Consider the following 24,154-nt stretch of genomic DNA (forward strand, 5'->3'; position numbering starts at 1 on the left):
ATGCAAAAAATTAGTCCAGCAGCCATGCAATGATTAAGAACGGGAGCCGGTGCTACTGCAATAGATATAAGAGAAAGTATAAAAGAACATAGACATTGAATAGTATTTCCTTTTAATGTTTATAGTTCATATATACCTGATACAGAAACAGGTTGAAAGCCTAATAATGCTAAACCAAGTGATTATGGGAGTTATTCACGCATATTTGATAATATGGAAAGTACGATTGCTCAATGACAAGATAGTTTAAAAATAGTTCAAAAATATAAAGGTGAAGAAATTAATATCTTAACTATTGATGACTTTAAAAATCAACCAGTTAACTCAACAATATGAGCAAATAATGAAACACCTTTCGCTATAAAATTAAAAGATGAAAATAATAATGTTTATTGAAAATTAATTGATGGTGAAAATATTCATGATGTTAATAGAATGATAGAATATTTAAATCAATATAAATTAAGTTATTTTATTAATGATAATAAAGCCGATAATTTTTATACAAAAGAAGTCAAAGTTGGTAAATATTGAGATGCTTATATGGTTGATGATGTAAGTTCTATTAAATTTGGTGATGCCAAATTTGAGCAAGTATTTACTCAACAATCAACTGAAAGACAATATACTTTATTAATTTTAGATGAAGATATTACTAAATTAAATATTAATGATTATTATAATTTTTATACTGTATTCAATGACCGTGGTTTAAATATTGGTGGTGGTGATATTAATTCTGCTCCCCAAGATAGACAATGATTATATCCCTCAAATGTTATTAATTATTATTCAGTAGAAGATGGCGATTTCTTATGACAAGAAATTACTTTTTCAAGTATTAATGACAAAATTAGTAATAGTGGTTTATCAGTGCGACAATTTATTCAAACTAGTGCTCCAGGTGAAGGTTATTGTTTTCCTAAAATAACTTATGATGAAAAGTTAAATAAAGGTATTGTTGAATTAGATGATATTTTATTAAAAGACCCAGGGGTTAGAGCAATGGCAGTTAAATTTTATGGTAACCCTATCTTTTTTGATATGCCTGTTATTGGTCGACCAATTATTAAAGGTGAATTTAATAAAAAAGTTATGAATTCACGAGATTTATTAATGTATAACATGTATCCTGCCCCACCTGATAAAATAAATACTTATGCATCACCCGAAGTAAGTTGATATAACATTCAAGGTATTCAACCAACAATGATAACTGGTTATGAAGATTGAAAAAAAGATATGGAAAGTAGATACGACTTTTGAAAACAAAAAAATAGTGAAGGTATTGTTATAACTGATAAAGCAGGTTCAACAGCAACTAATCCTACGGTTGGCACAACTATTCATAAAGAAGATAATAACTCTAAATTTTATTGGTCTAAAAATTGAATGATTACTCCACCAGATAAAATAAAAGTAAATAATGAAGATGTTAATAATATAATTAGTACCCAAGCATCATCATATTTTAGAAGAAAAGATGAATTTGGTAATACTGTTGGAAGTGTTCAAATTGAATATAATAAAATGGGTAAATGTAATGTTTGAGATATTTTAAATATGAATAATTTTATTAATCGCCAAATAACAGTACTACCTTTAAACTATACGCAAAAATTAGTTTTTAACCCTTTTACTATCCCGGGTGGAGTTGGTAAGTTTTTAAACTTTATTTCATTTGGTATTCCCTGAGGTTGAGTAATTAACCAAGATGAAAAAACTTGACCCAATTTCCAATGATTAAATGGCTTTATGAGTTCTAGTGTTTATAGTTTCTATAATGATGCATTTTGATCTGATAACTCAAAAGGTAAAGGTTATTTACCATTTGAAATATTTAGAGAACAAGGTAATGATAAAGTTGGTGCTATCTTTGGAGCAAATGCCACTAGTTTAGGTTTTACTACTTTATTAACTGATAAAATACAAGGCAATGTTTTAGAAAAAGATGGCAAACCAACTGAACGAATAACTTATTCAACTTATAATTTAAAACAATTAAACCCCAAAACTAATCGTATATATTTAATTAATGAATTAGTAAGAGCAGTAGATGCACAAACACCAGTTAGTGATAGTGAAAAAGATAATGATTGCGAATTATTACAAACACCTGATGGAACAAATTGTAGTTATATTATTGATATGTTTTCAATACAAGCATTATATAAAGGTAATTTTGAAATTATCTTTTATGCTGATAACCCATATACAAATAATGAAGAAGATTATTTACGATTATCAGTATGGAGTTTTCGTGGTAAAACAAAAAGTGTATTAAATAATTATTTACGCGATATGACAACTAATTATAAAACTAGTTTCTTATTACCTCATGATTATGAAATACCAACATTTAATTACCCACAATATGTATTACCACCAATACCATATAATTATCCAGAATATACAAAAGATATTATGCCTTCTGATGTAGTGATACCATTAAAAACTAAAATTACAGCACCAGCACAATGTACTAACAATATGTATAAAATTGGAACAATTAATTATTTTAATTTATTTTCTGATGAATTTAATCAAGGTTATTATGAAACTGAAATTGATTTAAAACAAATTGACCCAACAATTCAAAGTATCAGTAAATTTCAAGATGCTTATAAAACTATTGAAATAAGTAATTTAGGTAATTTACAAGTTGAATGTGGACTACCAAATATAGAAAATTTTATTTTTGATAGAAGTACAAATATTTTAAATGGAACAACAGGCTGTGATTATGTTTTAGGACAATTAAATAATTTTGTTTTTAAAAACGAGGGTCAATCACAATCTAATAAAATTAACTTTGAAAATACAATAACTTTATATACTGATAATATCAAACCAAATGATATTCAAACATTTTCTATTGGATATACCAATAAAAAAACTGATAGTATTACTTCAATATGAAATTTTTATCATTATAGTCAAAATTCCGAATATTACGATGAACAAATGTATTTTGCTATTAAAACATCATCATTTAGTGATGACAATAATATCAAACTTACAGAAACTTATTTACAAGCATACTATACTAATGATGTGAAATTAAAAATTAGATTTTCAAAAGTAATAAAACCGTATTTACTTTTTAATCGTGAAAGTTATAAACCGCCTTATCCAAATATTCAAAAAATGGGTAATGATAAAGATATAACAATAGATATTAATAATCAAAATGTATTGGGTATTAGAAATAATACTACTAGTCCTATTCAAATTACAATTAAACCAAGGTAAGGTAAAAGAAAAAAAGAGATTTAATCTCTTTTTTATTCTCCATTAACTTTTACATTACCATCATTATCAATAATTAAATCAGGTTTTTGTGTAGTTAAATTTCAACGATAAACTGATTTAATTCAGTTTTTTAATGGCGGGAAAGCACCATTTTCAAATTTATTATTCCAAGGTATTATTAATTTTCTTTTACTATCATAGACAGTTAATAATTGATTTGTTTCACCTTTTATGTAGTACATATCTAATGTATCATCATTTAATTTATCAATATTGTATTTTTTTCCTTCTTCTAAATTATTAATATTTTGAAATTTAATAATTCTTCAATCATTATTTTTATTACCACGTCATACTACATAATATCATTTATTATCAACAGTATTAAATGGTTTTTCTTGTGGTGCTGTTCATTCTAAATTGTCTTTAATTTCTTGGTTATTTGTTTTAATTTTGTTTTCTTTTTTTAATTGTGCTAATTCTTCGGGTGTATATTCATGTTGTGGTGTATTACAAGCAACTAAACTGGTTGTACTGGTTCCTATTAAAGTGATTGTTCCTAAAAGACTTAATATTTTTTTCATTTATTTTAAATCTTAACTATTTTTCAACATCTAAAAAAACAGTTGCTTCGCCAGTATAAATTGTTGAGTCACTTGAAAATACTGTAATCCTTTTTTCATTATTATTGTATAAATCATCAATAATATTTTTAATTCCTATCTTAGTTATATCTAATTGAGGATTTTTATCTTTTAAAAAATCTTTAATTTGTTGTTCGGTTAGTAATCCTTTTTCATTATTAATTTTAACTGTTCCTAAAATAGGATTTGAAATAATTTTAGATAATTCATTTATTTTATTTAAATTGTTATTTTCTAAATCTATAATTTTTATTCTATGAACGTTAATAATGTTATTTAAATCTTTTCAACCAAACCTAACAAAAATATCAGTACTACTAAATTCAATAATTGCTGATTGACTAAAATTTAGTCAATTAATTAATATAGCATTATTAGTATTATTTTTTACAAAGTAAACATTTTCATTATTTACAAAATATTTATTGTCTTTACTATCAATGCCTAAAAATCTAATATATTTTTCTTTAATTCCATATATTTTTTCAATTATTGATTTATATTTACCATTTTTTTCTATAGAATAGAAAACATTAACACCGTTATCAGTTTCTGAATTTAAATTATCTGATAAAACAGATTTATCAATTGAATATAAAACTTGTAGTGGTTCACCATAATTAAAAGTTTTATCACTCGAATTTAATGTTGCGCTTGACTCTTTAATATTTGTAATATTAATTTTATTTATATCTATGCTAGGATTTAGTTCTTTTAATTTATCTTTAATTTGTTGTTCTGTTGGCAAATCAGCACCATTAGTTTTAATTACTGCTTGATATCTTTGATTATAATTACTAGCGGCAATTGTTGTTGGGACAGCAGTTCCGCTAATAGTTAATACACTTAATAAACTAAGTAATTTTTTCATACTTGTATTTCTCCTTTTCTTATCTTGAAACTTTTTATCAAGATCTAACTGCATTATATATATATATATATATGTATACAAGCAAAATTATGAATTATGTAATAATTTTATTCTTAAAAATAATGCTTATTACGCGTTTTAATGACTAAATTAGTAATCAAATATATTAAGTTTAGTTATAATATATAAAAAGTATTGTATTAGTAAAATATTAGTATATAATTAAATTATAGGTTTAATCTTTTTCCATAAAAAAGAGTTTATGCTGACTTGTTAATCGGACAAGAATAAAAAAAGAGAGGTTTATAAAATGGCACTTACAAAAGAACAATTAATCGAACAAGGTTTAAGTGAAGAGATTGCTGAAAATATCTTAAATCAGTTTAATAATGAAGCAAAGCAAATTAGAGAAAGTGTGCAAAAACGCGAAGATGTTATATCAAAAGAAGACTTTATTAAATTATCTAATGAATTAGATGAATTAAAAGCTTTTAAAGATGTTCCATCTACTAAAATTGAAGATATTAAAACTAATTTAGATAAAGTTAGTGGTAATTCTTTAAGCGAAAAAATGCAAACTTTAAAAGAATTAAAACCTGATTTGTTTGTTGAAGAACAACTATCAGTTTCACCAACTAATTTTATTAAAGATATGATTGAAAAATCGGTTGAAAATAAAAATGATGAAATTGAAACCATTAAAGAAAAAGGAGCATATACTCCTGATGAAATTAAAAAGTTAACTGATTATACACTTAAAAACCTTAGATAATAAGGGAGTGAAATTATGGCAACAATTAATTTGCCACAAGTACCTTTTACATTAGAAGGTAATACAACAGGTCAAAAAGCCTATGTTGATATGGTTAATGCTTTATTGCGTGGACCTTTATATAATGAATATGCAAGTATTATGCAGTATGCTACTACAACCGCAGAACAAGTTGCTTGATTACCTAATGCAGGACAAGCATTATATAATTTAACACATCGTGTGGTATGACAAGATGATTATTCATTACCAAATGGTGGGACAACGCAAACAATGGGATTAACAAGAATTCCAGTTCCGATTGATAAGAGATTTAATTTAAAATTAATGAATGAGGCTTTTGACTTGGCATTAATAGAACAAAATATTAAAAATGGTGTTATTGCTGATGCTATTTCTAGTGTTGTACAGAATAAATTTGTTAATTTAGAATGTGAATTAATTCAGGCTATTTATGATTATTGCTTAGCAGATGGTCAATATGAAGTAATTCCATTTCGTAGTTATACAGCTGAAAATGCTGATGATGCAAATAAAGCATTCTTTACATTAAATGAAACATTGATTGAATTAACAAATCAAATTAGTAATTTATATTTTGGTTTGCCAACCGATAAAATGTTTATGGTTTTAGGTCGTAGAGCCTATTTAGGATTAACACCAGCGTATTTAAAAGTAATTGGTTCACAAGCTCAATTAAAAGCAATGGTGAATGGTGAATTATATGAAAATACTGCAATGGGAATTCCAGTATCAAAAAGTTTTCATTTAGAAAAAACATATACAAAAGGACAAGTTAACCGTGATAAAGGTTATAATTTTACTAATGTAAATGGTTTAATTATTAATAAACAAGTATGAGCATATCCAATTAATATGGATACTATTCAACAAGTTTTAGATAACGATACTGCTAATCCTAAGTGAATTGGTAAAGTACAATATGCAACACCAACAATTTTATATCCAAAAACATGTAAAATTATTTTAGAAAAACAACCAACAGAAGATGAAATTAATACTGCTAAAAGTAATCTAAATAAAACATTTAGAGTTCCTGTTGATTATGTAATTCCATCATCAAATAAAATTGATATTAGTGGAATTAATAAATTAGATAAACCAACCATTCATGTTGCAGACCCAACAAAAGCAACACCAGAACAGTTAAAACCTCAATTTAAATCTGTTATTTTAAAAGCGGTTAAAGCCGTAGATAGTTCTTTAACTGAAAGTGATTTTGATTACTTTATTGAAAGTAAGGGTGAAGATTGACCAATTGATATTACAAATGATAAAACTGTTGAAGTTCAAATTGAGGGTAAAAACAATGCTACTGGTCAAACAAATCCAATTGATATAGTAATTAAAAATTCTTAATAAACAATGAACTTACTAATTTTACGAGTTTTAACTTTATTAGTATCTAATTTAGAAAATAAACCTTTAATAAGTAAATTTGTAAATTTAATTAATAGAGTTAATCAAGTTCAAAATAAAGTATTAAAGCCAATTAATTATATTACTGATAAATATAATAAAATTACAAATAAAGTTGAAGATATTTATCAGTGATTAAATCCATTTACTTATGTAGATTTAATTAAAAAAGGTCATAAAAAAGAAATACAACAAATATTAAGTCAATTAGAAAAAGATAATAATATTCAAAATAGAGAACAATTTAAAAATGAAAATTATCTAAATACTAATTGACAACCTTTAAATAGTAGTTGACTTGATAGTGGTATATTTAATATTACAAATAAGTTAACTTTAACAGGTAATTTAACTATTTTAATATATACAAAAATAGCAAAACACCCTAAGTTTTATGGACCTTATGTTTATCCTAGTGTTTCAGTTGAAGTTTGAAAATTATTAAGTAATGCTGTTTCTAATGCAGGGACTTTATTTTGGCGTTATTGATTAAGAAAATGGTTACCTAGTCATTTAAGAAATTATATTAAAAAACGATTACCACAAGCATTAAAAGAAAAATATCCCAAAGGAACTACTAAATTAACATTACCAACAGTTCAAAAATTACAACAAATTAAAAAGTTTATTAATAATTTAAAGATTGGACATTTTAATTTTAATTTTGCTGGTGAAATTAATAATAAAAAATGATATCGAGAACGCCGAAGTGATGTTAAAAATATTAAGAATTTATATAAAACACCAGTTAAAAATAAATTTTATCAGGTTAATAAATCTATTAAAGCAATTAATAAAACCAAAAGAAAGGTTAATAGTTATAAACCAAATAATTTAAAAAATAAATATCGTAATCAATTAAGGGGTGTTTTATATGGAAAATAATTTAAGTAATTTGTTATTTATAACAGTTGAAGATGTTAAAGCAAGTAAACTTTGACAACCTATTAATGATCGTAAACAATCTGCTTATAATGATAATTTAATTTATAATGCTATTTTAAAAACTAGTTTATGAATGGATAGATTATCAGGTGGAACAATTTCAGATAAAATTAATAAAAAAGATTTGTTTCCTTGAGTAAAAAAAGATAATACTGGTTTAATTGAATATGATAAATGATTAAGTTATATTCAATCTGCTTGTTTATTAGCAGTTATAAATTGATATTTACCAAAAGGAGTTAATGATTTAACTGGTAGTGCTTCATTTTCACAAGGTGGAGTTGCTTATTCACAAACTAATGACCCAGAAGCAAATGAAAATATTACTCGTGATGTTAAAAATGCTTTAAAATTAGCAGGTGAAATTATTGATATTATATCTAGTAAAACAGTATCTAGACCTTATAATTATAGTTTAGATAATTATGCTCATCCATGAGAAGAAGAATATAAGCATATTAGTAAAAAAACTTTTTATCCAACATTATTATTTTGATTAAAAGAACGATTACAAACTGATAATTCAATAAATATTACTTATCCTACTATTAATGATTTTTCTAAAATTGATTATAATGAGTGTATTAAATTAATAGTTCCCTTTGATAATAATACGATTTATTATGAAAATAATGTCTGAAAAGCAAAACAAAGTAGTGGTACTGATATAAAAATTGATAATAAAACTATCATTAAAAATGATAATGATGAGATTGAAGTTTCAGATTTAAAACAAGATAAATTAATAAGTGGTACAAATATTAAAACTATTAATGGTAATTCATTATTGGGGAATGGTGATATATCTATTAATACTGGTAATGATTGAGAATTAATTAATTATCCAGAAGCAAACGAAAAATTAACATTTAAAATTCCAGATTATGATTTAATAAAATATTACTATAAAATATCAATTTCAATAACAGATTATGCATCTGCTAATAAATTTGTAACATATTATTTTGAAACAATATCACAAAAATCCTTTAATTTTGTCGAAAACTCTTGATATTTATAAAATATACCTAAAATTAGGTATATTTTTAATATATAGAGGTAAATAAATGATGAAAAAAATAATTACAGAATTAATAAATAGCTTAACAGATGATCAATTTTTAGAATTTTATGAAAAAATAAAACAACAAGCAGACTTAATTAAAAAACAAAAACGTTTAAATGAAATTGATCAAAAATTTAGAGATAAAGGCATTATATGTCCTAATTGCAAATCTTTTCATTGTGTTAAAAATGGTCATAATTCCGAAGGAAAACAAAAATATTTATGTAAAAAATGTCGTGCTAGTTTTGATGCATTTCGTCATCATTTTACTTATTGAAGTCATTTAAATTATGAACAGTGAAATTTATTAATTCAAATTTCATTGTTAGGACAATCTAGTAAAATAATTTCTCGTTTTATTAAAACAACCCCAAAAACCGCTTGATATAATCGACAAAAATTAATGCAATCAAAACAATTAGAAAATACACAGTTAAAATTTAAAAAATTAAATGGTCAAATCCAAATGGATGAAACATTTATTAAAGAAATTCATAAAGGCAATTTTAAAGATAAATTTGATAAACGAAAAACTCATCTCGATCCATTTTCAACTGATACCAAATGCTGTATTCAAATGGCGGTTGATAGCAATAATAATATTTTTGTTCAATCCACCAATACCAAAAGATTACAAAAACAATGGATTATTGAAAATATGAATAAGCAACTAATTAAAGAAAAATCAATAATTATTTCTGATATGCAACCACTATATTTATTAGTAGCAAAACAAACAAATTCTACTCTATATTCCACCAAAACTAGTACAAACCCTGATACTAGTTATCAAAAGTTAAATAAGATTAGTAAATTACAATCCAGTCTTAAAGAAGCCTTAATTCATTATCATGGTTTGGGTTTCACTAATATTCAAAATTATTTAAAGCTCTGAAAATGAAAATACCAACACAAAGGTTTAACACCAAACCAACAATCAACGGTATTATATTTTAACGTTTAAAAAATTTAAAGCAAAATCATAATCTTACACAAAATTAGTTTTCAAATTGTCATATTGATGATTTTTTTTATTTCATCAAGAGTTTTCGACAAAATTAAAGCAAAAATCCTTTAATTTTGTCGAAAACTCTTGATATTTATAAAATATACCTAAAATTAGGTATATTTTTAATATATAGAGGTAAATAAATGATGAAAAAAATAATTACAGAATTAATAAATAGCTTAACAGATGATCAATTTTTAGAATTTTATGAAAAAATAAAACAACAAGCAGACTTAATTAAAAAACAAAAACGTTTAAATGAAATTGATCAAAAATTTAGAGATAAAGGCATTATATGTCCTAATTGCAAATCTTTTCATTGTGTTAAAAATGGTCATAATTCCGAAGGAAAACAAAAATATTTATGTAAAAAATGTCGTGCTAGTTTTGATGCATTTCGTCATCATTTTACTTATTGAAGTCATTTAAATTATGAACAGTGAAATTTATTAATTCAAATTTCATTGTTAGGACAATCTAGTAAAATAATTTCTCGTTTTATTAAAACAACCCCAAAAACCGCTTGATATAATCGACAAAAATTAATGCAATCAAAACAATTAGAAAATACACAGTTAAAATTTAAAAAATTAAATGGTCAAATCCAAATGGATGAAACATTTATTAAAGAAATTCATAAAGGCAATTTTAAAGATAAATTTGATAAACGAAAAACTCATCTCGATCCATTTTCAACTGATACCAAATGCTGTATTCAAATGGCGGTTGATAGCAATAATAATATTTTTGTTCAATCCACCAATACCAAAAGATTACAAAAACAATGGATTATTGAAAATATGAATAAGCAACTAATTAAAGAAAAATCAATAATTATTTCTGATATGCAACCACTATATTTATTAGTAGCAAAACAAACAAATTCTACTCTATATTCCACCAAAACTAGTACAAACCCTGATACTAGTTATCAAAAGTTAAATAAGATTAGTAAATTACAATCCAGTCTTAAAGAAGCCTTAATTCATTATCATGGTTTGGGTTTCACTAATATTCAAAATTATTTAAAGCTCTGAAAATGAAAATACCAACACAAAGGTTTAACACCAAACCAACAATCAACGGTATTATATTTTAACGTTTAAAAAATTTAAAGCAAAATCATAATCTTACACAAAATTAGTTTTCAAATTGTCATATTGATGATTTTTTTTATTTCATCAAGAGTTTTCGACAAAATTAAAGCAAAAATCAATATTTTCATTTTTAGCAGATAATTCTTATAAAAGAATAACAATTAAGCAAGATGGCTCAATTTCAAATGATACAAATAATATTGTTATTAAAGATTTAACAATTAAAAGAAAATTAATTTAGAAAGGATTTTTAATTAATGAAACAAAATAAAACAACTTGATTAAAGGGTGCCTTACCTTGAAATTGATTTAAAAAAGACCCTATTCCAACTTATAATTGAAATCATAAAGATATTAGAGAATGAGAAAGAAAATATAAAATTCGTAGTTGAGTAGTTAGTTTTTATACATTGATATTTTTAGCATTAAATTGTTGATTAGAATATGGCATGATTAATGCAATAAAAGATAATATTAATTGATATAATTATGGACAATATTGAGGTAATGGAATTGCTATTTTACTAACACCTTTATTTACATATGGAATTCAAGGTATATTTGTTGCTAGTAGTAAACCAAAAGTAGATATGAAAATTGATATTCCACGATTAAAAATATCTAAAATGGGATTAGTATTTACAATTTTACCTTTAATTACTTTAATAATTTCTTTAATTATTATTTGAATTGATAAATCAAAATGAAAAAAAGACCATTTAAGACATTGTTTGAACTGCCGTATTAATCCGCGTGTTATTCAACCAAGAATATCAAAACAATGAAATAATTTGGATGGTATAACAGAAGAAATATTTAAAAATATGCAAGATGAATATACTAAAAAACAAGAAGAAAATAACAAAGAATTAAATTTAAAATAAACTATATATAGGGGCGGTTGATATTTTTGGGTGGTTATATAGTTTAATTTATAAATTATTTTGTTCTGAAAGAATGGATGGCCACTGTTTGAGTAAGGATAAGAAAGGAAATAAAGAAATGGAAATTAGTAATGAAATAGTAATTGCTTTACTTGTATTAGCGGGTGCTGGTGGAATGGGTAGTCTTGGTATTCTTGGATTATCTGCTAAAAAAATTAAAAAATATAAAGCAGAAATTAGAGAATTAAGAACTGCTGTTATTGCTCACGAAAAACATTTACGAGGACCTGATTATGCAACAGAATTAGCATTAAAAACAGGTCAAATTAAAAATGTTAAAAAACAAGTTAAAGTAAATGACAAAAAACAAGCACAAAAAGATGCTATTAAAAAACTAACAAATAGTATTTAAAAAAAATAACCTTAATTGGTTATTTTTTATTTTCTAATATTAAGTCTAAATTTTTAACTTTACAAATAACTAAATTATTTTTTCCATAATTATTTTTATAATATTCTCAGTATTCAGTTGAATTAATATCTACATCTTGTTTATCAATCCCAATTATATATTCACCACGAGGGTTTTTACAAGGGCGATTACCTTGTTCAGATCGATAACATAAAATATAATTATTCATATTCTTTATTTCCTTTATAATGTGTTATATAAAAGTTAATAAGGTATTCTATTTTTTGAGAATAAGTATTAAAATTTAATTCATTTCAAACTTTTTCTTCGTTTTTATTTAAGTAAATATTAACATTCCTAATTTTGCAAGAATAATATTTTCCAGTTTTTTGATTATATGAATGTTTCATAATATTAACTTTCATAATTAGCAATAATAATGGCATCTCGTAAATGATTACTTATTTTATCATTATTATATTTTCAACCTTTACCATATTGATAAGTTAAATTAGTATCTTTATCAAATTTTCATATACAACTATCATTATATTTACTTAAATTTTCCATATTTTTAACAACTGATTTAGTATGTTTAGGTGATACCCAATTATAACTAACTCAAGTATTTTCAATCGCACCCAGTAGTAATCTTAATAAATCATCTCTATCTTTACTAGCATTAGCAGATGTATATAAACAATCTTCAATATTTAATCCTTTTGGAAAAAGTTCACCTTTATTTTTTACATAATAATCTGAATATAAATATTCATCTATAAATTCATCAATAAATTTATAATGTTCTTTTCAATATTTACTAGTAAATTCATTTTGTTTAATTAATTTATTATTTTCATATATAACAATAGCAGTAGTACCAGTTCCTGATGGGTCAATACCTATTTTTATCAAGTGGCTCATTCCTCATCGTTGTTATTATTAATTGTTGGCACTACATTTGATATATCTTCTTCTTTAACTAAATTATTATCTGTCACTTCTTCACTTGATATATTTTCATTACTAATTTGACCCTTATTTATGCTTATATTGCTATCATTATCAATATAAATCTTTTCATCATTAGTTGTAATAACTGCCTGATCTGATTTATATGCTTGTTGTAATTCAACTGACATAATACCTCATTTTCTTAATAAAGATGTTAATACTGTTTTTAATGCCATTTCATCAAAACTAGCAATATAAAATGATTTATTTTTAGCATAAGTTTTAGAATATTTCATAAAATGATTTTCCATTTGTTCTTTGGTCATATATAAAGTTTTTCCAAAACCATTAACCATTTTAAAGTATGCTACATAACCAATAATTGGTAATTTTTCTCTTTCATCTTCATTTTGAATTCAATTAAAACTAGTTCCTTTTAAACGATCATAATTTACTAATTCATTTTCTCTAACATCTGATACTGACATATCTAAATATTGACCACTTCTTTGTGCTAATTGAATATAACCTTTATAACCCATTTGAAATTGAGCTTGATTAATTCATTCTTGGATTTCGCGACCGTTAATAATTCTTGTTATTTTAGTATTATATGGAACTACATAAGCATAACCAAATTGTTTTTCCATTGGTAAATTTAATAAAACTCCTTGATAACAAGCAGTCATAATTGTTTTTGGATCTGCTTTTTGTAATAATTCATTACTATTTGATATTGCAACTATATTACTTTTAAATCTTGCAATTTCATTTTCATTAGAAAATTTACTTTTTATTCATTCTGTTGCTTTATCTGTTCTTAAAAATTCAACAATATTTGCCATATTATTTTTCTCCTTTATTTATTTTAAAATTAATACCTTTAACCCCAATTAAATTAATATCTTTATTACTATCTCACTGATCTTTAATTTCATTTTTAACAATTTGTTCATCAACAACTAAATAATTTTTAATAAGATTAATAAGTTCTAATTTATCAGCATTTTGTAAAAAATCATCATTAATACCAATAACCTCAATATCTTTAATTAATAATTTTTCTTTCCGAAAATTACTAGTAATAATTTTTAATTCTTGCTCTTTTTTTGCTACACTTTTAATTTCTAAAAATTGTTCTTTTTTATGAGTTTCAATAATTTCATTTTGTTTTTGAAATTGAATATTAATAACATTATTTTTTAAAGAATCATGATTATTCTTAATATTATTTTCTAAATTCAAAATATCTTTTCTAATAAAATTTAATTCATCTTTAAAAGATTTTATTAATTCTAATGGTTCTCTAAAAATATAATCAATTTTTGAAACTACTAATTTTAAATCTTTTAGTGATTGTGATTTATATTCTCCATTTATTAATCAAGCTTGTTGTCGATATATAAATTCTGCTAATTCTTGTCCATTTTCATCAATTCATTTTTTAATTGTTAATGCTTTTAAACTTAATTCTTTAAAATTATTTCCTTTTAAATAAAATGGATACGTAATATTTTTAACTTCATTATTTAATTTTAAATCTGCCATAATTAAATTTCCTCTAATTCCATTTCATTAATTAAATTATCAATATATTCATAAGCACTTTCTTCTGAATGACATTCTTCTAATGCCATATTAAATAAATCTTCTTCAGTATAAACATAACCATTTTCATCTTTTCACATACTAATTTACCTCGTTCTTTGCTATTAATATTTCTATTAATTTTCTTCCTTTTTGTTCTTTAATATCAAAATAAGTTATTTCTTGATTTAATAAATGTGCTTCTTCATTTTTAATTAAATTAATATCATCATTAATATTTTCTTTTTGCCCTGTTTTATTATCAAATATATTAATACAAAAATCATTGTACATATATATTGATATTAGATTTTTGATTGTCATATTTACCTCCTATTTTTAACTCGCTGGCACTCACTCCAAAGTGAAAGTGCCAAAGCGAGAGTTAGTTATATAATTAAGTATTTATCTATTTATTTACTACGCCATCCGCTTCACTGCGGGTGAGCGGTGGCGGTATGTTTTATTGTTTAATGTTTAATAATCGACAGTTGTTTTTATAAGATAATGCCAGAGAATTCTCTCTCTTCATCCGCACCATTTCAGGTCAAAGCGTTCAGTTTTTAAAATAAATTCACTTGCACATTGAAGAGCCTAATGCTGACTTTGTGGTTTTTAAAACCTCTGTCATCCTCTAATGGGATAATATCTATCGCAAATTTATTTATAAAGTGGCCATCTCAATATTTATTGTCGTTTGATGTTGACCCCGCACTTATCACGACTATCGCTTGTTAAAGCGTCTATTATTTACTGACTGATTACCGCTGGGCTAGACCGCCTATGTGGAAAAAAACACTTAGTTATTTAAAATAACTGTTCCACCCTGCATTAAGTTGTTTTATAAAATCAAAGTTTAAAAGAACCAGTTTTATCATCAAAGATAATTTTTGAATTTTCTAGTTTTTGATAAAACTGTTTTTGTGTTTTATCTTTTATTTTATTTAATAAATATTTATGTTTTTCACAAGTTCATAAAACTTTATTTGATAAAAATTCTTCGGTAATGAATGATACTGCTTTATAACAATCATTAACATCACATATTTTTTGTTGTTTAATTATCATTACCTCCTTTTAGGGATTTTTTATTTCAAATAAAAAAACAACCCTAACAAGAGTTGTTTTTTGGAGCTTCATCGTACATTATACGGGTTTTAAATTTTTTTTCAAAATATCAATATCAAACAATGCTAAACGCTCTTTAACACTTAATTTAGTAATTTCTGACCAATAATATTCTTTATAATTAACTATTTCATCATTTTTTAAATCACGAACAAACTTTAATCATTTACTATCATATTTCTGTGCAAATTCTAATGGAATAATTATTTTAAAAAACCGAATTCCTAACCCAACATCCGACTTATGTTTTGCTCGTTTACCTTCGGCTGTTCGTTCTACTGATTTTGTTTTTCAAATTTCATAATCTGTAATATCTTGAAAAATACCAATTCGCATAATAAAGAAACGATTAAAAAAATTAAATCCTTTTTAGCAATAGGTTTTTTAAATGAAATTGGAATAATAATACCACTTGCTAATTGTCGAATATTATTTAAAATCATACCCTCACGCTGAGCTGTAAATAAAGCACGATTACCAAAATGTCTTGCTAATACAATTCACGGAATTTTACCACTATGAACTTTTTTCTCATCGTGGGGACTAGTTCCATCAATATATAAATAACTTTCATCAAATAAAATAACACTATCATCTGGGGGAACTGGTTTTGTTCTATCTGTAAAATCTAAATTTTTAAATGTTAAAACTTTAACTTTATCATCTTCTAACGGATAATTACTATAAATCTTATCTGTTAATAGTTTCATGGTTTGTGATAAATAAGTTAAAAGTAAAGTTTTTCCCGTCCCTAACTTACCAATAATTACTGATAACGGATTATCTCAAACAAAATTTACTAACCGAAAAGCACTCAACTGATAAAATATGTTTTTTCAAACTCATCAGACAAAATAAACACATTGCAAAGCAAACAATAATCAAAATACTAAACCGGTATAATTTAATGAAATTATTCAAAGTAATAAATCAATTAAACTAAACAAAATCATTGAACCACTAATATAACAATAATTTTTTACGAAAAATATAAATTTTTTCATTACTTAAAATACCCAACTATTTTAAAAACCATTCACAATAAAAACCACGTTAAAAATAAAATCACAATTCAAATACCAATCATAAGAGTTAAATATTCATTTTGAGTTAAATTTCAAGTTGTAATAATTTCAACATTCGTTTTATCTATAAACAAAAATACATAAATAAAAAACTCTTTTAATTTTTCTCAATCATTTTGCATATTTAAAAACTCCACATTTTCTGAATAAGTTTAAAAAACATCCCCAAAAATAAAACGATAAATAATACAAATGATATGACATATAAAAATTCAGGAGCATTTGAACCAATAATATAACTAACAAATTGAACTCAATAATCATATAAACCCATTAATTTAAGTCCTTCAAATCATTAATTAATTTATCTACTTTTTCATCACTTCAATTTGTTAAATTATTGTTAGTTGTTTTTACTTTTTGAGGTTCACCAGGAAATATTGCTTTTTTCATTTGTGTAAAATAATTTTATTTGTATTGATTATACAAATTGATTAGTTCTGCTCCAGTTAAATATTTTCACACATGACGTTTTAAATTTTCATCATATTTTACAATACGATAAGAATTATCATAAATCAAACCGATTGCTACTTGTTCTGAGTGTTTTTCACTCGGATAAATAAATTTATTACTCAACCAAAAACCAATATGACGATTATGATTAGGTAAATTTATAAAAATTGCTTTTTCTGTTTCAAAAACTATCAACTCTTTACGAATAAAATAATTTTCTATATTTTGATTTTTCTTAACAAAATTACTCAATTTTATCAACTCCTAACTAAATATTTATTTAATAAACAATGTTATTAACAATGTTAAATATATAAAATAATAAAAATTGACACACTGAAAAATACTATTTAATTTTTAATAATAGTCTTTAATTTTGTCGAAAACTCTTGATGAAATAAAAAAAATCATCAATATGACAATTTGAAAACTAATTTTGTGTAAGATTATGATTTTGCTTTAAATTTTTTAAACGTTAAAATATAATACCGTTGATTGTTGGTTTGGTGTTAAACCTTTGTGTTGGTATTTTCATTTTCAGAGCTTTAAATAATTTTGAATATTAGTGAAACCCAAACCATGATAATGAATTAAGGCTTCTTTAAGACTGGATTGTAATTTACTAATCTTATTTAACTTTTGATAACTAGTATCAGGGTTTGTACTAGTTTTGGTGGAATATAGAGTAGAATTTGTTTGTTTTGCTACTAATAAATATAGTGGTTGCATATCAGAAATAATTATTGATTTTTCTTTAATTAGTTGCTTATTCATATTTTCAATAATCCATTGTTTTTGTAATCTTTTGGTATTGGTGGATTGAACAAAAATATTATTATTGCTATCAACTGCCATTTGAATACAGCATTTGGTATCAGTTGAAAATGGATCGAGATGAGTTTTTCGTTTATCAAATTTATCTTTAAAATTGCCTTTATGAATTTCTTTAATAAATGTTTCATCCATTTGGATTTGACCATTTAATTTTTTAAATTTTAACTGTGTATTTTCTAATTGTTTTGATTGCATTAATTTTTGTCGATTATATCAAGCGGTTTTTGGGGTTGTTTTAATAAAACGAGAAATTATTTTACTAGATTGTCCTAACAATGAAATTTGAATTAATAAATTTCACTGTTCATAATTTAAATGACTTCAATAAGTAAAATGATGACGAAATGCATCAAAACTAGCACGACATTTTTTACATAAATATTTTTGTTTTCCTTCGGAATTATGACCATTTTTAACACAATGAAAAGATTTGCAATTAGGACATATAATGCCTTTATCTCTAAATTTTTGATCAATTTCATTTAAACGTTTTTGTTTTTTAATTAAGTCTGCTTGTTGTTTTATTTTTTCATAAAATTCTAAAAATTGATCATCTGTTAAGCTATTTATTAATTCTGTAATTATTTTTTTCATCATTTATTTACCTCCATATATTAAAAATATACCTAATTTTAGGTATATTTTATAAATATCAAGAGTTTTCGACAAAATTAAAGATAATAGTTATTAAAATATAAAATTAATCATTTATAATTAAATTGATATTTTTGCACTACACACTGCCTACAAATTTTAAAAAGAAAGTAGATATATTTATAAAGAATATTATAAAAATTTATATTCCAAAACTACTATTAATATGACCCTTAATAAAAATATTCTTATTTTTATTAAATCCTACTTTAAAACAATTATTTCATTACTAATAATTTCAATAATAACTTATAGACAGTGTGTAATACAAAAATAAACAACAAAATTATTTAATCAACTCACATAAAAGCTAGTGTGCCATAGCTAAGATATATGATCAGTAATAATAAATATTAAAATACTTTAACCATAACACGGAAAAAGTTTAAAATCTTAATGATAACAAAAATACCAAATGGAATTAAAATAATTCACGCATCACCTAAAAAGGTCATTAATTGTGGTAATACAGCATAAATTGCTTCTTTAACTTTCATCATTGCTTGCCCTAAACCACTTCAAATAGAACCCATTCCATCTGAAATAGTAGGTTTATCACCAACTGCTAAAAAATTAATTGCTGTTGTTAAATACATACCTAACATTATTTTTTATCCTCCTTATTTTCAATTTCTTTTTTATCTTTTTTCTTTCCTCGAATTTGGCGAATTTTTTGATAAATTGATAAACCAATTCACACAAAAATACCTAATATAATAACAACACTAAAAATTGTCGTTAATCAAACTTGCATAACTTATTCCTCCTAAAAATCTAATTTTCGCGGCACGCTTCGCGTGTTCGCTACGCTCAAAATAAACTATATTGAATAAATTACCGCTAATAAATTACGCGGATAATTTATTCATCTTCTTTTTCATTATTAATTACAATATTATTTACCGTATTAATAACATTATCTTTTCCATACTTAGTTACTAAGGACCGTAAAATAAAATAATGTTTTCTTTCCATTAAAAAATCAACTCCTTTCTGAGTTGATTTGTTGCACTTCACTTACACGATGCCTTGTTATATTAATTTTAGTGGATATTCTCGGATTGTAAAGATTTTTTAACCAAAAGCATAAAAAAACACTAATTAATTAGTGTTTTTTTATATTTGGTTTAATTAAAAGTTGTTTATTAACTAAGCTGTTTTACCTTTAACATTAACATTAAAAGTAAATAATCCCAAAATTTTATTTCCTTCAGCAGTCACTATAAATATACAGCATTAATAACATCTAATTCAGATTGTTTAACATCAGTAATTGTTGCGACAGTAAGTTCAGGTGAACCTTTAGCTTACCCCTGAAATATCAACTGTTGCTGTTCCTTATTCTTTAACTGTAATTTCACTTGAAAATTCAGTCCCTGAAACATATCCTTGGATTTTTTTAGCTGTTGTCAAGTCCTCAGCCTGCATCTCATTGTTTGTATCTTTTTTGTAAAAATCTTTAATTTGATCATCAGTTGCTTTTTTAATTGTTAAAGTAAATTTTTTATCTTTTTCTAATGAAAAAGTAACATCTTTTGTTGTTACTACAAAAGTGTATCCAAATAATTTAAGATTATCAGTAATTTCTTTATTTTTAGCTTCATCTGTTACTTTACCAGCAACAATTCCAATTACTTTAGTATTTAATGCAGCGTCATCTGCAACTCCTAATAAAGCTTTTTCAAAATCTGATGCTTTTAATCCCCCTAAAGTATCTTTACTGTTATCTCCTTTGTTACATACGACTACTGTCGTTGCTCCGGTTGTTGTTAATCCGAATGCTCCTAAAATAGCTAGAAGTTTCTTCATTTTTTTTATTTCCTTTCTGTTTAAGTAGGACATATGAAATCAAAAGTAATTATTACAATTAAAAAATTGTAATACATAAGAGGAAAGGAACGTTAATTTACTATTACATATTTTAATAATACTTTAACTGCTTTCTAACCCACTGTCTTTATTTATATCTTTCTTAATTTCTTTCCCTTATACCGATAAGAATACCATATTCTTTTAAAAAAGCAATAAATATTAAAAAAAAAAAATTTTCAATTAAATTGATTAATCTTTTTTTGTTTCTTTTACTGTTTCTGGAGTTGATTCAGCCGTTGGTTTTGAATCTGCTGGTTGTTCACTATCTGGCACAAACATCATAATTTCTTGGTTTAATAAGCTAACATTATTAACCATAAATTGACCAGCTTGGCTTGCTAATGAAAAACGAGTTTTTTTCTTACTACGACTTCCTTCCGTATAATGAATAATTAACTGGTTAGTTTTATCGTTCCGTTCAACACGATTAATTTTACGAATTAAAATTCGTTCTCCTAAAAAAGCAATTTCTTTTTCATCAATTCCAATTGCAATTGTTTGTAAAAATAAGAAAATGTAAACACCAACAGCAACTGTCAACACAAAAGCAATTACAATAACCGCAATTACTGGTGCATTTGTTGCTGGCTTAATCACAAATTCTAATAAGAAACCAACAATAACAACTGGTAAATTAATTCCTAACACAGTAAATAAAATAATTAAAATCTTTTTGTTTACAAAACGTTCTTTAAATTCTCGTTTTGTAAAACTAATTAGACAACCAATAATTGACAAACTAACAGCAACAAATAAAAATGCTGCCATTGCGATCGCAATTATTGTTCCTTTCTGAGCATCCATTTTATGCCCTCCTTTCTGGCAAAACAGTTCTATTTACGAACTTGTGCCATTACTTCAGTTGCAAAATCAACTTCTTCTTTTTCGATTCCTTCCCCAACTTCATAACGAATCATATCAACAACACTAACATTATTTGCTTTAATAACATCGCTAACTTTTTGGTCTGGATTAACAACAAAAACTTGATCAAGTAATGAAATTTCCGCTAATTGTTTGTTTAAACGTCCTTCAACCATTTTTTCTAAAATATTATCTGGTTTTCCCGCATTTTTAGGATCATTTTTTGCTTCAGTTGTTAAAATTGCTTTTTCACTTGCTAAAAAATCAGCTGAAATATCATCTCGCGAAATAAATTGCGGACGCATTGCTGAAACATGCATTGCCAATTGTTTTCCGATTGTTTCATCAATTTTACCATCAAACACTAATACTGTTACAATCCGTTGATTAGAATGAATATAAACTCCTAACGATTGAGTTTCTTGTAAATGTAATGTTTTAAAACGACGAAGGGTGATTTTTTCCCCAATTGTAGCAATTGCATGAACAATAACTGTTTCTAATGATTCACCATTAACTGATAATTGTAATGCTGCTTCCACTGTTTTTGGGTCATTATTTATTAAAGTTTCCCCAACAATTGCCATTAAATCTAAAAATTGTTTACTTATTCCAACAAAATCGGTTTCTGAATTAACTTCAAAAACAACTGTTTTATTTCCTTTTGTTACTAAACCAACTAATCCTTCCGAAGCAACACGGTCTGATTTTTTTGCGGCTTTTGTAATTCCTTTTTCACGCAATCAAGTAATTGCTTTTTCAATATTTCCATCTGTGGCTTCTAATGCTTTTTTACAATCTAACATTCCAGCCCCAGTTCTTTCTCTTAATTCTTTTACTAATTGTGCAGTAACTGCCATACTGATTCTCCTTTCAAATTTAATGCTGCTTGTATTGAAACTAATCAGTTAATACAATTCAATTTTTGTTATTTTTTTACTACTTTACTATCAACAATTGTTAAATGTTTACCTAAGGCACTAACCATTTCGGCTTTTTTTCCTTTTGGTAACCCAAATAGATTTCCTAAAGGTTCTAATTCATCAACTTTTAATTTTGTTAATGTTTTTTCTAAATCATTATCAACAACTTTGATTATATTTAAATCAAAACTTGAAGTTGAGCTATCTGCTGTCCCTTTTTCAACTTTTGCTTTTGCTGCCGGTTGTTCAGGGGCAACCGCTACTGAAGCAACTTTCTCAGTCTTTATTTTTGGTGCTGGTTGATCAGAACCCGGTGCTACAGTAGCAACTTGCTAAACTTTTGCTTTTGGTACTGACTGTTCAGGTGCAGCCGCTACTGAAGCAACTTTCTCCCCTGTTCGATTAGGACCAACTGATGCTCTGGTTGTTGGTCCTTCTGAACGATAATCACGGTTAGGCATATTACGATTAAATGAACGACGATTATCGTATTGACCACCACGTGGTCCACGATTATCCTCTCCTTCACGACGAACAAATTCATTTGGTTTAAATTGTGGTTCCGGCATTTTTAATCCCATTGCATCACCATATAAATCAGCAATATGATGGGTAATAATTGCAATTGAACGTGAAGTATCATCATTAGCTGGAATAACATAATCAATTGGGTTTGGATCAACATTAGTATCACAAATTGCAATTACTGGAATGCGTAATTTTCGTGCTTCACGCACAGCAATATGTTCTTCTTTTGGATCAACCACAAACAATGCTTGTGGCAATTCTTTCATTCCTTTAATTCCACCTAAAAATTTTTCTAGTTTTTCTTTTTCTTTTTTAATTAACATTTGTTCTTTTTTTGGTAATAATTTTAATTCACCATTTTTTTCTTGGCGTTCAATGTTTCATAAACGCTTCACTCGTAAATGAATTGTTCTTAAATTAGTTAATGTTCCCCCTAATCAACGTTGATTAACATAAAAAGATTCGCAACGCTCAGCAGCGTCTTTGACAATTCATTTTGCTTGTTTTTTTGTTCCAACAAATAAAATTTTTCCTTTACGCGCAGCAATTGATGCCATTAATTTTTTAACATCTTCTAATCGTCATAATGTTTGTTGCAGATCAATAATATGAATCTTATTTTTCTCACCATAAATATATGGTTTCATTTTTGAATTTCATCTTTTTGTTTGGTGCCCAAATTGCGCACCAGATTCTCATAACATTTCTCTTGTTAATTCTTTTGCCATATTTCTATTAAATTCTCCTTTTCGTTAAAGCTTCCATTTATTTCTAACATTCACCACTATCTTATTAAAATAAATAGCACTGGGCAAATGAATCCATAAATGTGTATTGTATACCATTAATTTTTATTGAATACAAGCATTAAAATTAT

At 25.2% G+C, this 24,154-nt stretch carries 29 protein-coding genes and 2 pseudogenes; 11 read left to right on the forward strand and 20 right to left on the reverse strand.

Translation table 4 applies throughout. The features are described 5' to 3' along the window. Positions 1 to 3,252: a hypothetical protein gene (locus AACK91_RS01485; protein ID WP_338963609.1), complete on the forward strand. Its 3,252-nt coding sequence runs from the start codon at positions 1 to 3 to the stop codon at positions 3,250 to 3,252. A 32-nt stretch (positions 3,253 to 3,284) separates the two neighbouring features. On the opposite strand, the gene AACK91_RS01490 is transcribed toward AACK91_RS01485, so the two are convergent. Next, on the reverse strand, positions 3,285 to 3,836 hold the full coding sequence (locus AACK91_RS01490; RefSeq protein ID WP_338963610.1) for a lipoprotein: 552 nt from the start codon (positions 3,834 to 3,836) through the stop codon (positions 3,285 to 3,287). A gap of 16 nt (positions 3,837 to 3,852) precedes the next feature. After that, on the reverse strand, positions 3,853 to 4,767 hold the full coding sequence (locus AACK91_RS01495; protein ID WP_338963611.1) for a hypothetical protein: 915 nt from the start codon (positions 4,765 to 4,767) through the stop codon (positions 3,853 to 3,855). Positions 4,768 to 5,077: 310 nt separating this feature from the next. On the opposite strand from AACK91_RS01495, the gene AACK91_RS01500 reads away from it, so the two are divergent. From AACK91_RS01500 to AACK91_RS01540, 9 genes are all read left to right on the forward strand, one after another. Next, positions 5,078 to 5,539, forward strand: coding sequence for a hypothetical protein (locus AACK91_RS01500; protein ID WP_338963612.1), 462 nt, complete (start codon positions 5,078 to 5,080; stop codon positions 5,537 to 5,539). Positions 5,540 to 5,554: 15 nt separating this feature from the next. Beyond that, positions 5,555 to 6,919 carry a hypothetical protein gene (locus AACK91_RS01505; protein ID WP_338963613.1) on the forward strand — a complete coding sequence of 455 codons (1,365 nt, stop codon included), beginning with the start codon at positions 5,555 to 5,557 and terminating at the stop codon, positions 6,917 to 6,919. A gap of 6 nt (positions 6,920 to 6,925) precedes the next feature. After that, positions 6,926 to 7,864: a hypothetical protein gene (locus AACK91_RS01510; protein WP_338963614.1), complete on the forward strand. Its 939-nt coding sequence runs from the start codon at positions 6,926 to 6,928 to the stop codon at positions 7,862 to 7,864. Continuing rightward, on the forward strand, positions 7,854 to 8,945 hold the full coding sequence (locus tag AACK91_RS01515) for a hypothetical protein (protein WP_338963615.1): 1,092 nt from the start codon (positions 7,854 to 7,856) through the stop codon (positions 8,943 to 8,945). The genes AACK91_RS01510 and AACK91_RS01515 overlap by 11 nt, the downstream gene beginning before the upstream one ends. A 46-nt stretch (positions 8,946 to 8,991) precedes the next feature. Continuing rightward, positions 8,992 to 9,954, forward strand: a complete 963-nt coding sequence (locus tag AACK91_RS01520; protein ID WP_338963247.1) for an IS1/IS1595 family N-terminal zinc-binding domain-containing protein — start codon at positions 8,992 to 8,994, stop codon at positions 9,952 to 9,954. Positions 9,955 to 10,142: 188 nt separating this feature from the next. Continuing rightward, positions 10,143 to 11,105 (forward strand): IS1/IS1595 family N-terminal zinc-binding domain-containing protein, encoded by a 963-nt coding sequence (locus AACK91_RS01525; RefSeq protein ID WP_338963247.1) that lies wholly within the window; start codon positions 10,143 to 10,145, stop codon positions 11,103 to 11,105. Between the two features lie 46 nt (positions 11,106 to 11,151). After that, entirely contained in the window at positions 11,152 to 11,337 is a 186-nt protein-coding gene (locus tag AACK91_RS01530) for a hypothetical protein (RefSeq protein ID WP_338963616.1), read from the forward strand. A 16-nt stretch (positions 11,338 to 11,353) separates the two neighbouring features. Continuing rightward, entirely contained in the window at positions 11,354 to 11,980 is a 627-nt protein-coding gene (locus tag AACK91_RS01535; RefSeq protein WP_338963398.1) for a hypothetical protein, read from the forward strand. A gap of 73 nt (positions 11,981 to 12,053) precedes the next feature. Next, positions 12,054 to 12,392 carry a hypothetical protein gene (locus AACK91_RS01540; protein ID WP_338963556.1) on the forward strand — a complete coding sequence of 113 codons (339 nt, stop codon included), beginning with the start codon at positions 12,054 to 12,056 and terminating at the stop codon, positions 12,390 to 12,392. Between the two features lie 19 nt (positions 12,393 to 12,411). Here the strand turns inward: AACK91_RS01540 and AACK91_RS01545 are convergent, their stop codons facing one another. From AACK91_RS01545 to tsf, 17 genes and pseudogenes are all read right to left on the reverse strand, one after another. Further along, a complete protein-coding gene (locus AACK91_RS01545) occupies positions 12,412 to 12,621 on the reverse strand; it encodes a hypothetical protein (protein WP_338963231.1) in 210 nt (69 codons plus the stop codon). Positions 12,622 to 12,806: 185 nt separating this feature from the next. Further along, positions 12,807 to 13,316 (reverse strand): hypothetical protein, encoded by a 510-nt coding sequence (locus AACK91_RS01550; protein ID WP_338963617.1) that lies wholly within the window; start codon positions 13,314 to 13,316, stop codon positions 12,807 to 12,809. After that, complete coding sequence (locus tag AACK91_RS01555; protein WP_338963618.1) at positions 13,301 to 14,191, reverse strand: recombinase RecT; 891 nt, start codon at positions 14,189 to 14,191, stop codon at positions 13,301 to 13,303. Before AACK91_RS01555 ends, AACK91_RS01550 begins: the two co-directional genes overlap by 16 nt. Before the next feature lies 1 nt (position 14,192). Continuing rightward, entirely contained in the window at positions 14,193 to 14,894 is a 702-nt protein-coding gene (locus AACK91_RS01560) for a hypothetical protein (RefSeq protein ID WP_338963619.1), read from the reverse strand. 2 nt (positions 14,895 to 14,896) lie between these two features. Next, positions 14,897 to 15,034, reverse strand: coding sequence for a hypothetical protein (locus AACK91_RS01565; protein WP_338963239.1), 138 nt, complete (start codon positions 15,032 to 15,034; stop codon positions 14,897 to 14,899). 1 nt (position 15,035) lies between these two features. Beyond that, positions 15,036 to 15,257: a hypothetical protein gene (locus AACK91_RS01570; protein ID WP_338963241.1), complete on the reverse strand. Its 222-nt coding sequence runs from the start codon at positions 15,255 to 15,257 to the stop codon at positions 15,036 to 15,038. A gap of 507 nt (positions 15,258 to 15,764) precedes the next feature. Continuing rightward, complete coding sequence (locus tag AACK91_RS01575; protein WP_338963243.1) at positions 15,765 to 16,001, reverse strand: hypothetical protein; 237 nt, start codon at positions 15,999 to 16,001, stop codon at positions 15,765 to 15,767. A 78-nt stretch (positions 16,002 to 16,079) separates the two neighbouring features. Further along, positions 16,080 to 17,065, reverse strand: a pseudogene (locus AACK91_RS01580) (hypothetical protein). Continuing rightward, complete coding sequence (locus AACK91_RS01585; protein ID WP_338963585.1) at positions 17,065 to 17,268, reverse strand: DUF2649 family protein; 204 nt, start codon at positions 17,266 to 17,268, stop codon at positions 17,065 to 17,067. Before AACK91_RS01585 ends, AACK91_RS01580 begins: the two are co-directional and overlap by 1 nt. Before the next feature lie 151 nt (positions 17,269 to 17,419). Next, positions 17,420 to 17,854 (reverse strand): annotated as a pseudogene (locus AACK91_RS01590) (DUF3627 domain-containing protein). Between the two features lie 216 nt (positions 17,855 to 18,070). Beyond that, positions 18,071 to 19,033: an IS1/IS1595 family N-terminal zinc-binding domain-containing protein gene (locus tag AACK91_RS01595; protein ID WP_338963247.1), complete on the reverse strand. Its 963-nt coding sequence runs from the start codon at positions 19,031 to 19,033 to the stop codon at positions 18,071 to 18,073. 410 nt (positions 19,034 to 19,443) lie between these two features. Then, positions 19,444 to 19,695: a hypothetical protein gene (locus tag AACK91_RS01600; protein ID WP_338963620.1), complete on the reverse strand. Its 252-nt coding sequence runs from the start codon at positions 19,693 to 19,695 to the stop codon at positions 19,444 to 19,446. Then, positions 19,695 to 19,844 carry a hypothetical protein gene (locus AACK91_RS01605; RefSeq protein WP_338963621.1) on the reverse strand — a complete coding sequence of 50 codons (150 nt, stop codon included), beginning with the start codon at positions 19,842 to 19,844 and terminating at the stop codon, positions 19,695 to 19,697. Before AACK91_RS01605 ends, AACK91_RS01600 begins: the two co-directional genes overlap by 1 nt. A gap of 107 nt (positions 19,845 to 19,951) precedes the next feature. Then, complete coding sequence (locus tag AACK91_RS01610) at positions 19,952 to 20,107, reverse strand: hypothetical protein (protein ID WP_338966611.1); 156 nt, start codon at positions 20,105 to 20,107, stop codon at positions 19,952 to 19,954. Between the two features lie 321 nt (positions 20,108 to 20,428). Beyond that, positions 20,429 to 20,899, reverse strand: a complete 471-nt coding sequence (locus AACK91_RS01615) for a spiralin lipoprotein (protein ID WP_338963622.1) — start codon at positions 20,897 to 20,899, stop codon at positions 20,429 to 20,431. A 252-nt stretch (positions 20,900 to 21,151) separates the two neighbouring features. Next, positions 21,152 to 21,766, reverse strand: a complete 615-nt coding sequence (locus AACK91_RS01620) for a hypothetical protein (RefSeq protein ID WP_338963623.1) — start codon at positions 21,764 to 21,766, stop codon at positions 21,152 to 21,154. A gap of 29 nt (positions 21,767 to 21,795) precedes the next feature. Continuing rightward, positions 21,796 to 22,686, reverse strand: a complete 891-nt coding sequence (gene tsf, locus AACK91_RS01625; RefSeq protein WP_338963624.1) for a translation elongation factor Ts — start codon at positions 22,684 to 22,686, stop codon at positions 21,796 to 21,798. Here tsf and AACK91_RS01630 point away from each other — a divergent pair. Further along, entirely contained in the window at positions 22,669 to 23,085 is a 417-nt protein-coding gene (locus AACK91_RS01630) for a hypothetical protein (RefSeq protein ID WP_338963625.1), read from the forward strand. The two genes, tsf and AACK91_RS01630, sit on opposite strands and share 18 nt — an antisense overlap. On the opposite strand, the gene rpsB is transcribed toward AACK91_RS01630, so the two are convergent. Continuing rightward, positions 23,082 to 24,005: a 30S ribosomal protein S2 gene (gene rpsB, locus AACK91_RS01635; RefSeq protein WP_338963626.1), complete on the reverse strand. Its 924-nt coding sequence runs from the start codon at positions 24,003 to 24,005 to the stop codon at positions 23,082 to 23,084. The two genes, AACK91_RS01630 and rpsB, sit on opposite strands and share 4 nt — an antisense overlap. Between the last annotated feature and the right edge of the window lie 149 nt (positions 24,006 to 24,154).

This window comes from Spiroplasma endosymbiont of Sarcophaga carnaria (assembly GCF_964019595.1).
Lineage (GTDB): Bacteria > Bacillota_I > Bacilli_A > Mycoplasmatales > Mycoplasmataceae > Spiroplasma > Spiroplasma poulsonii.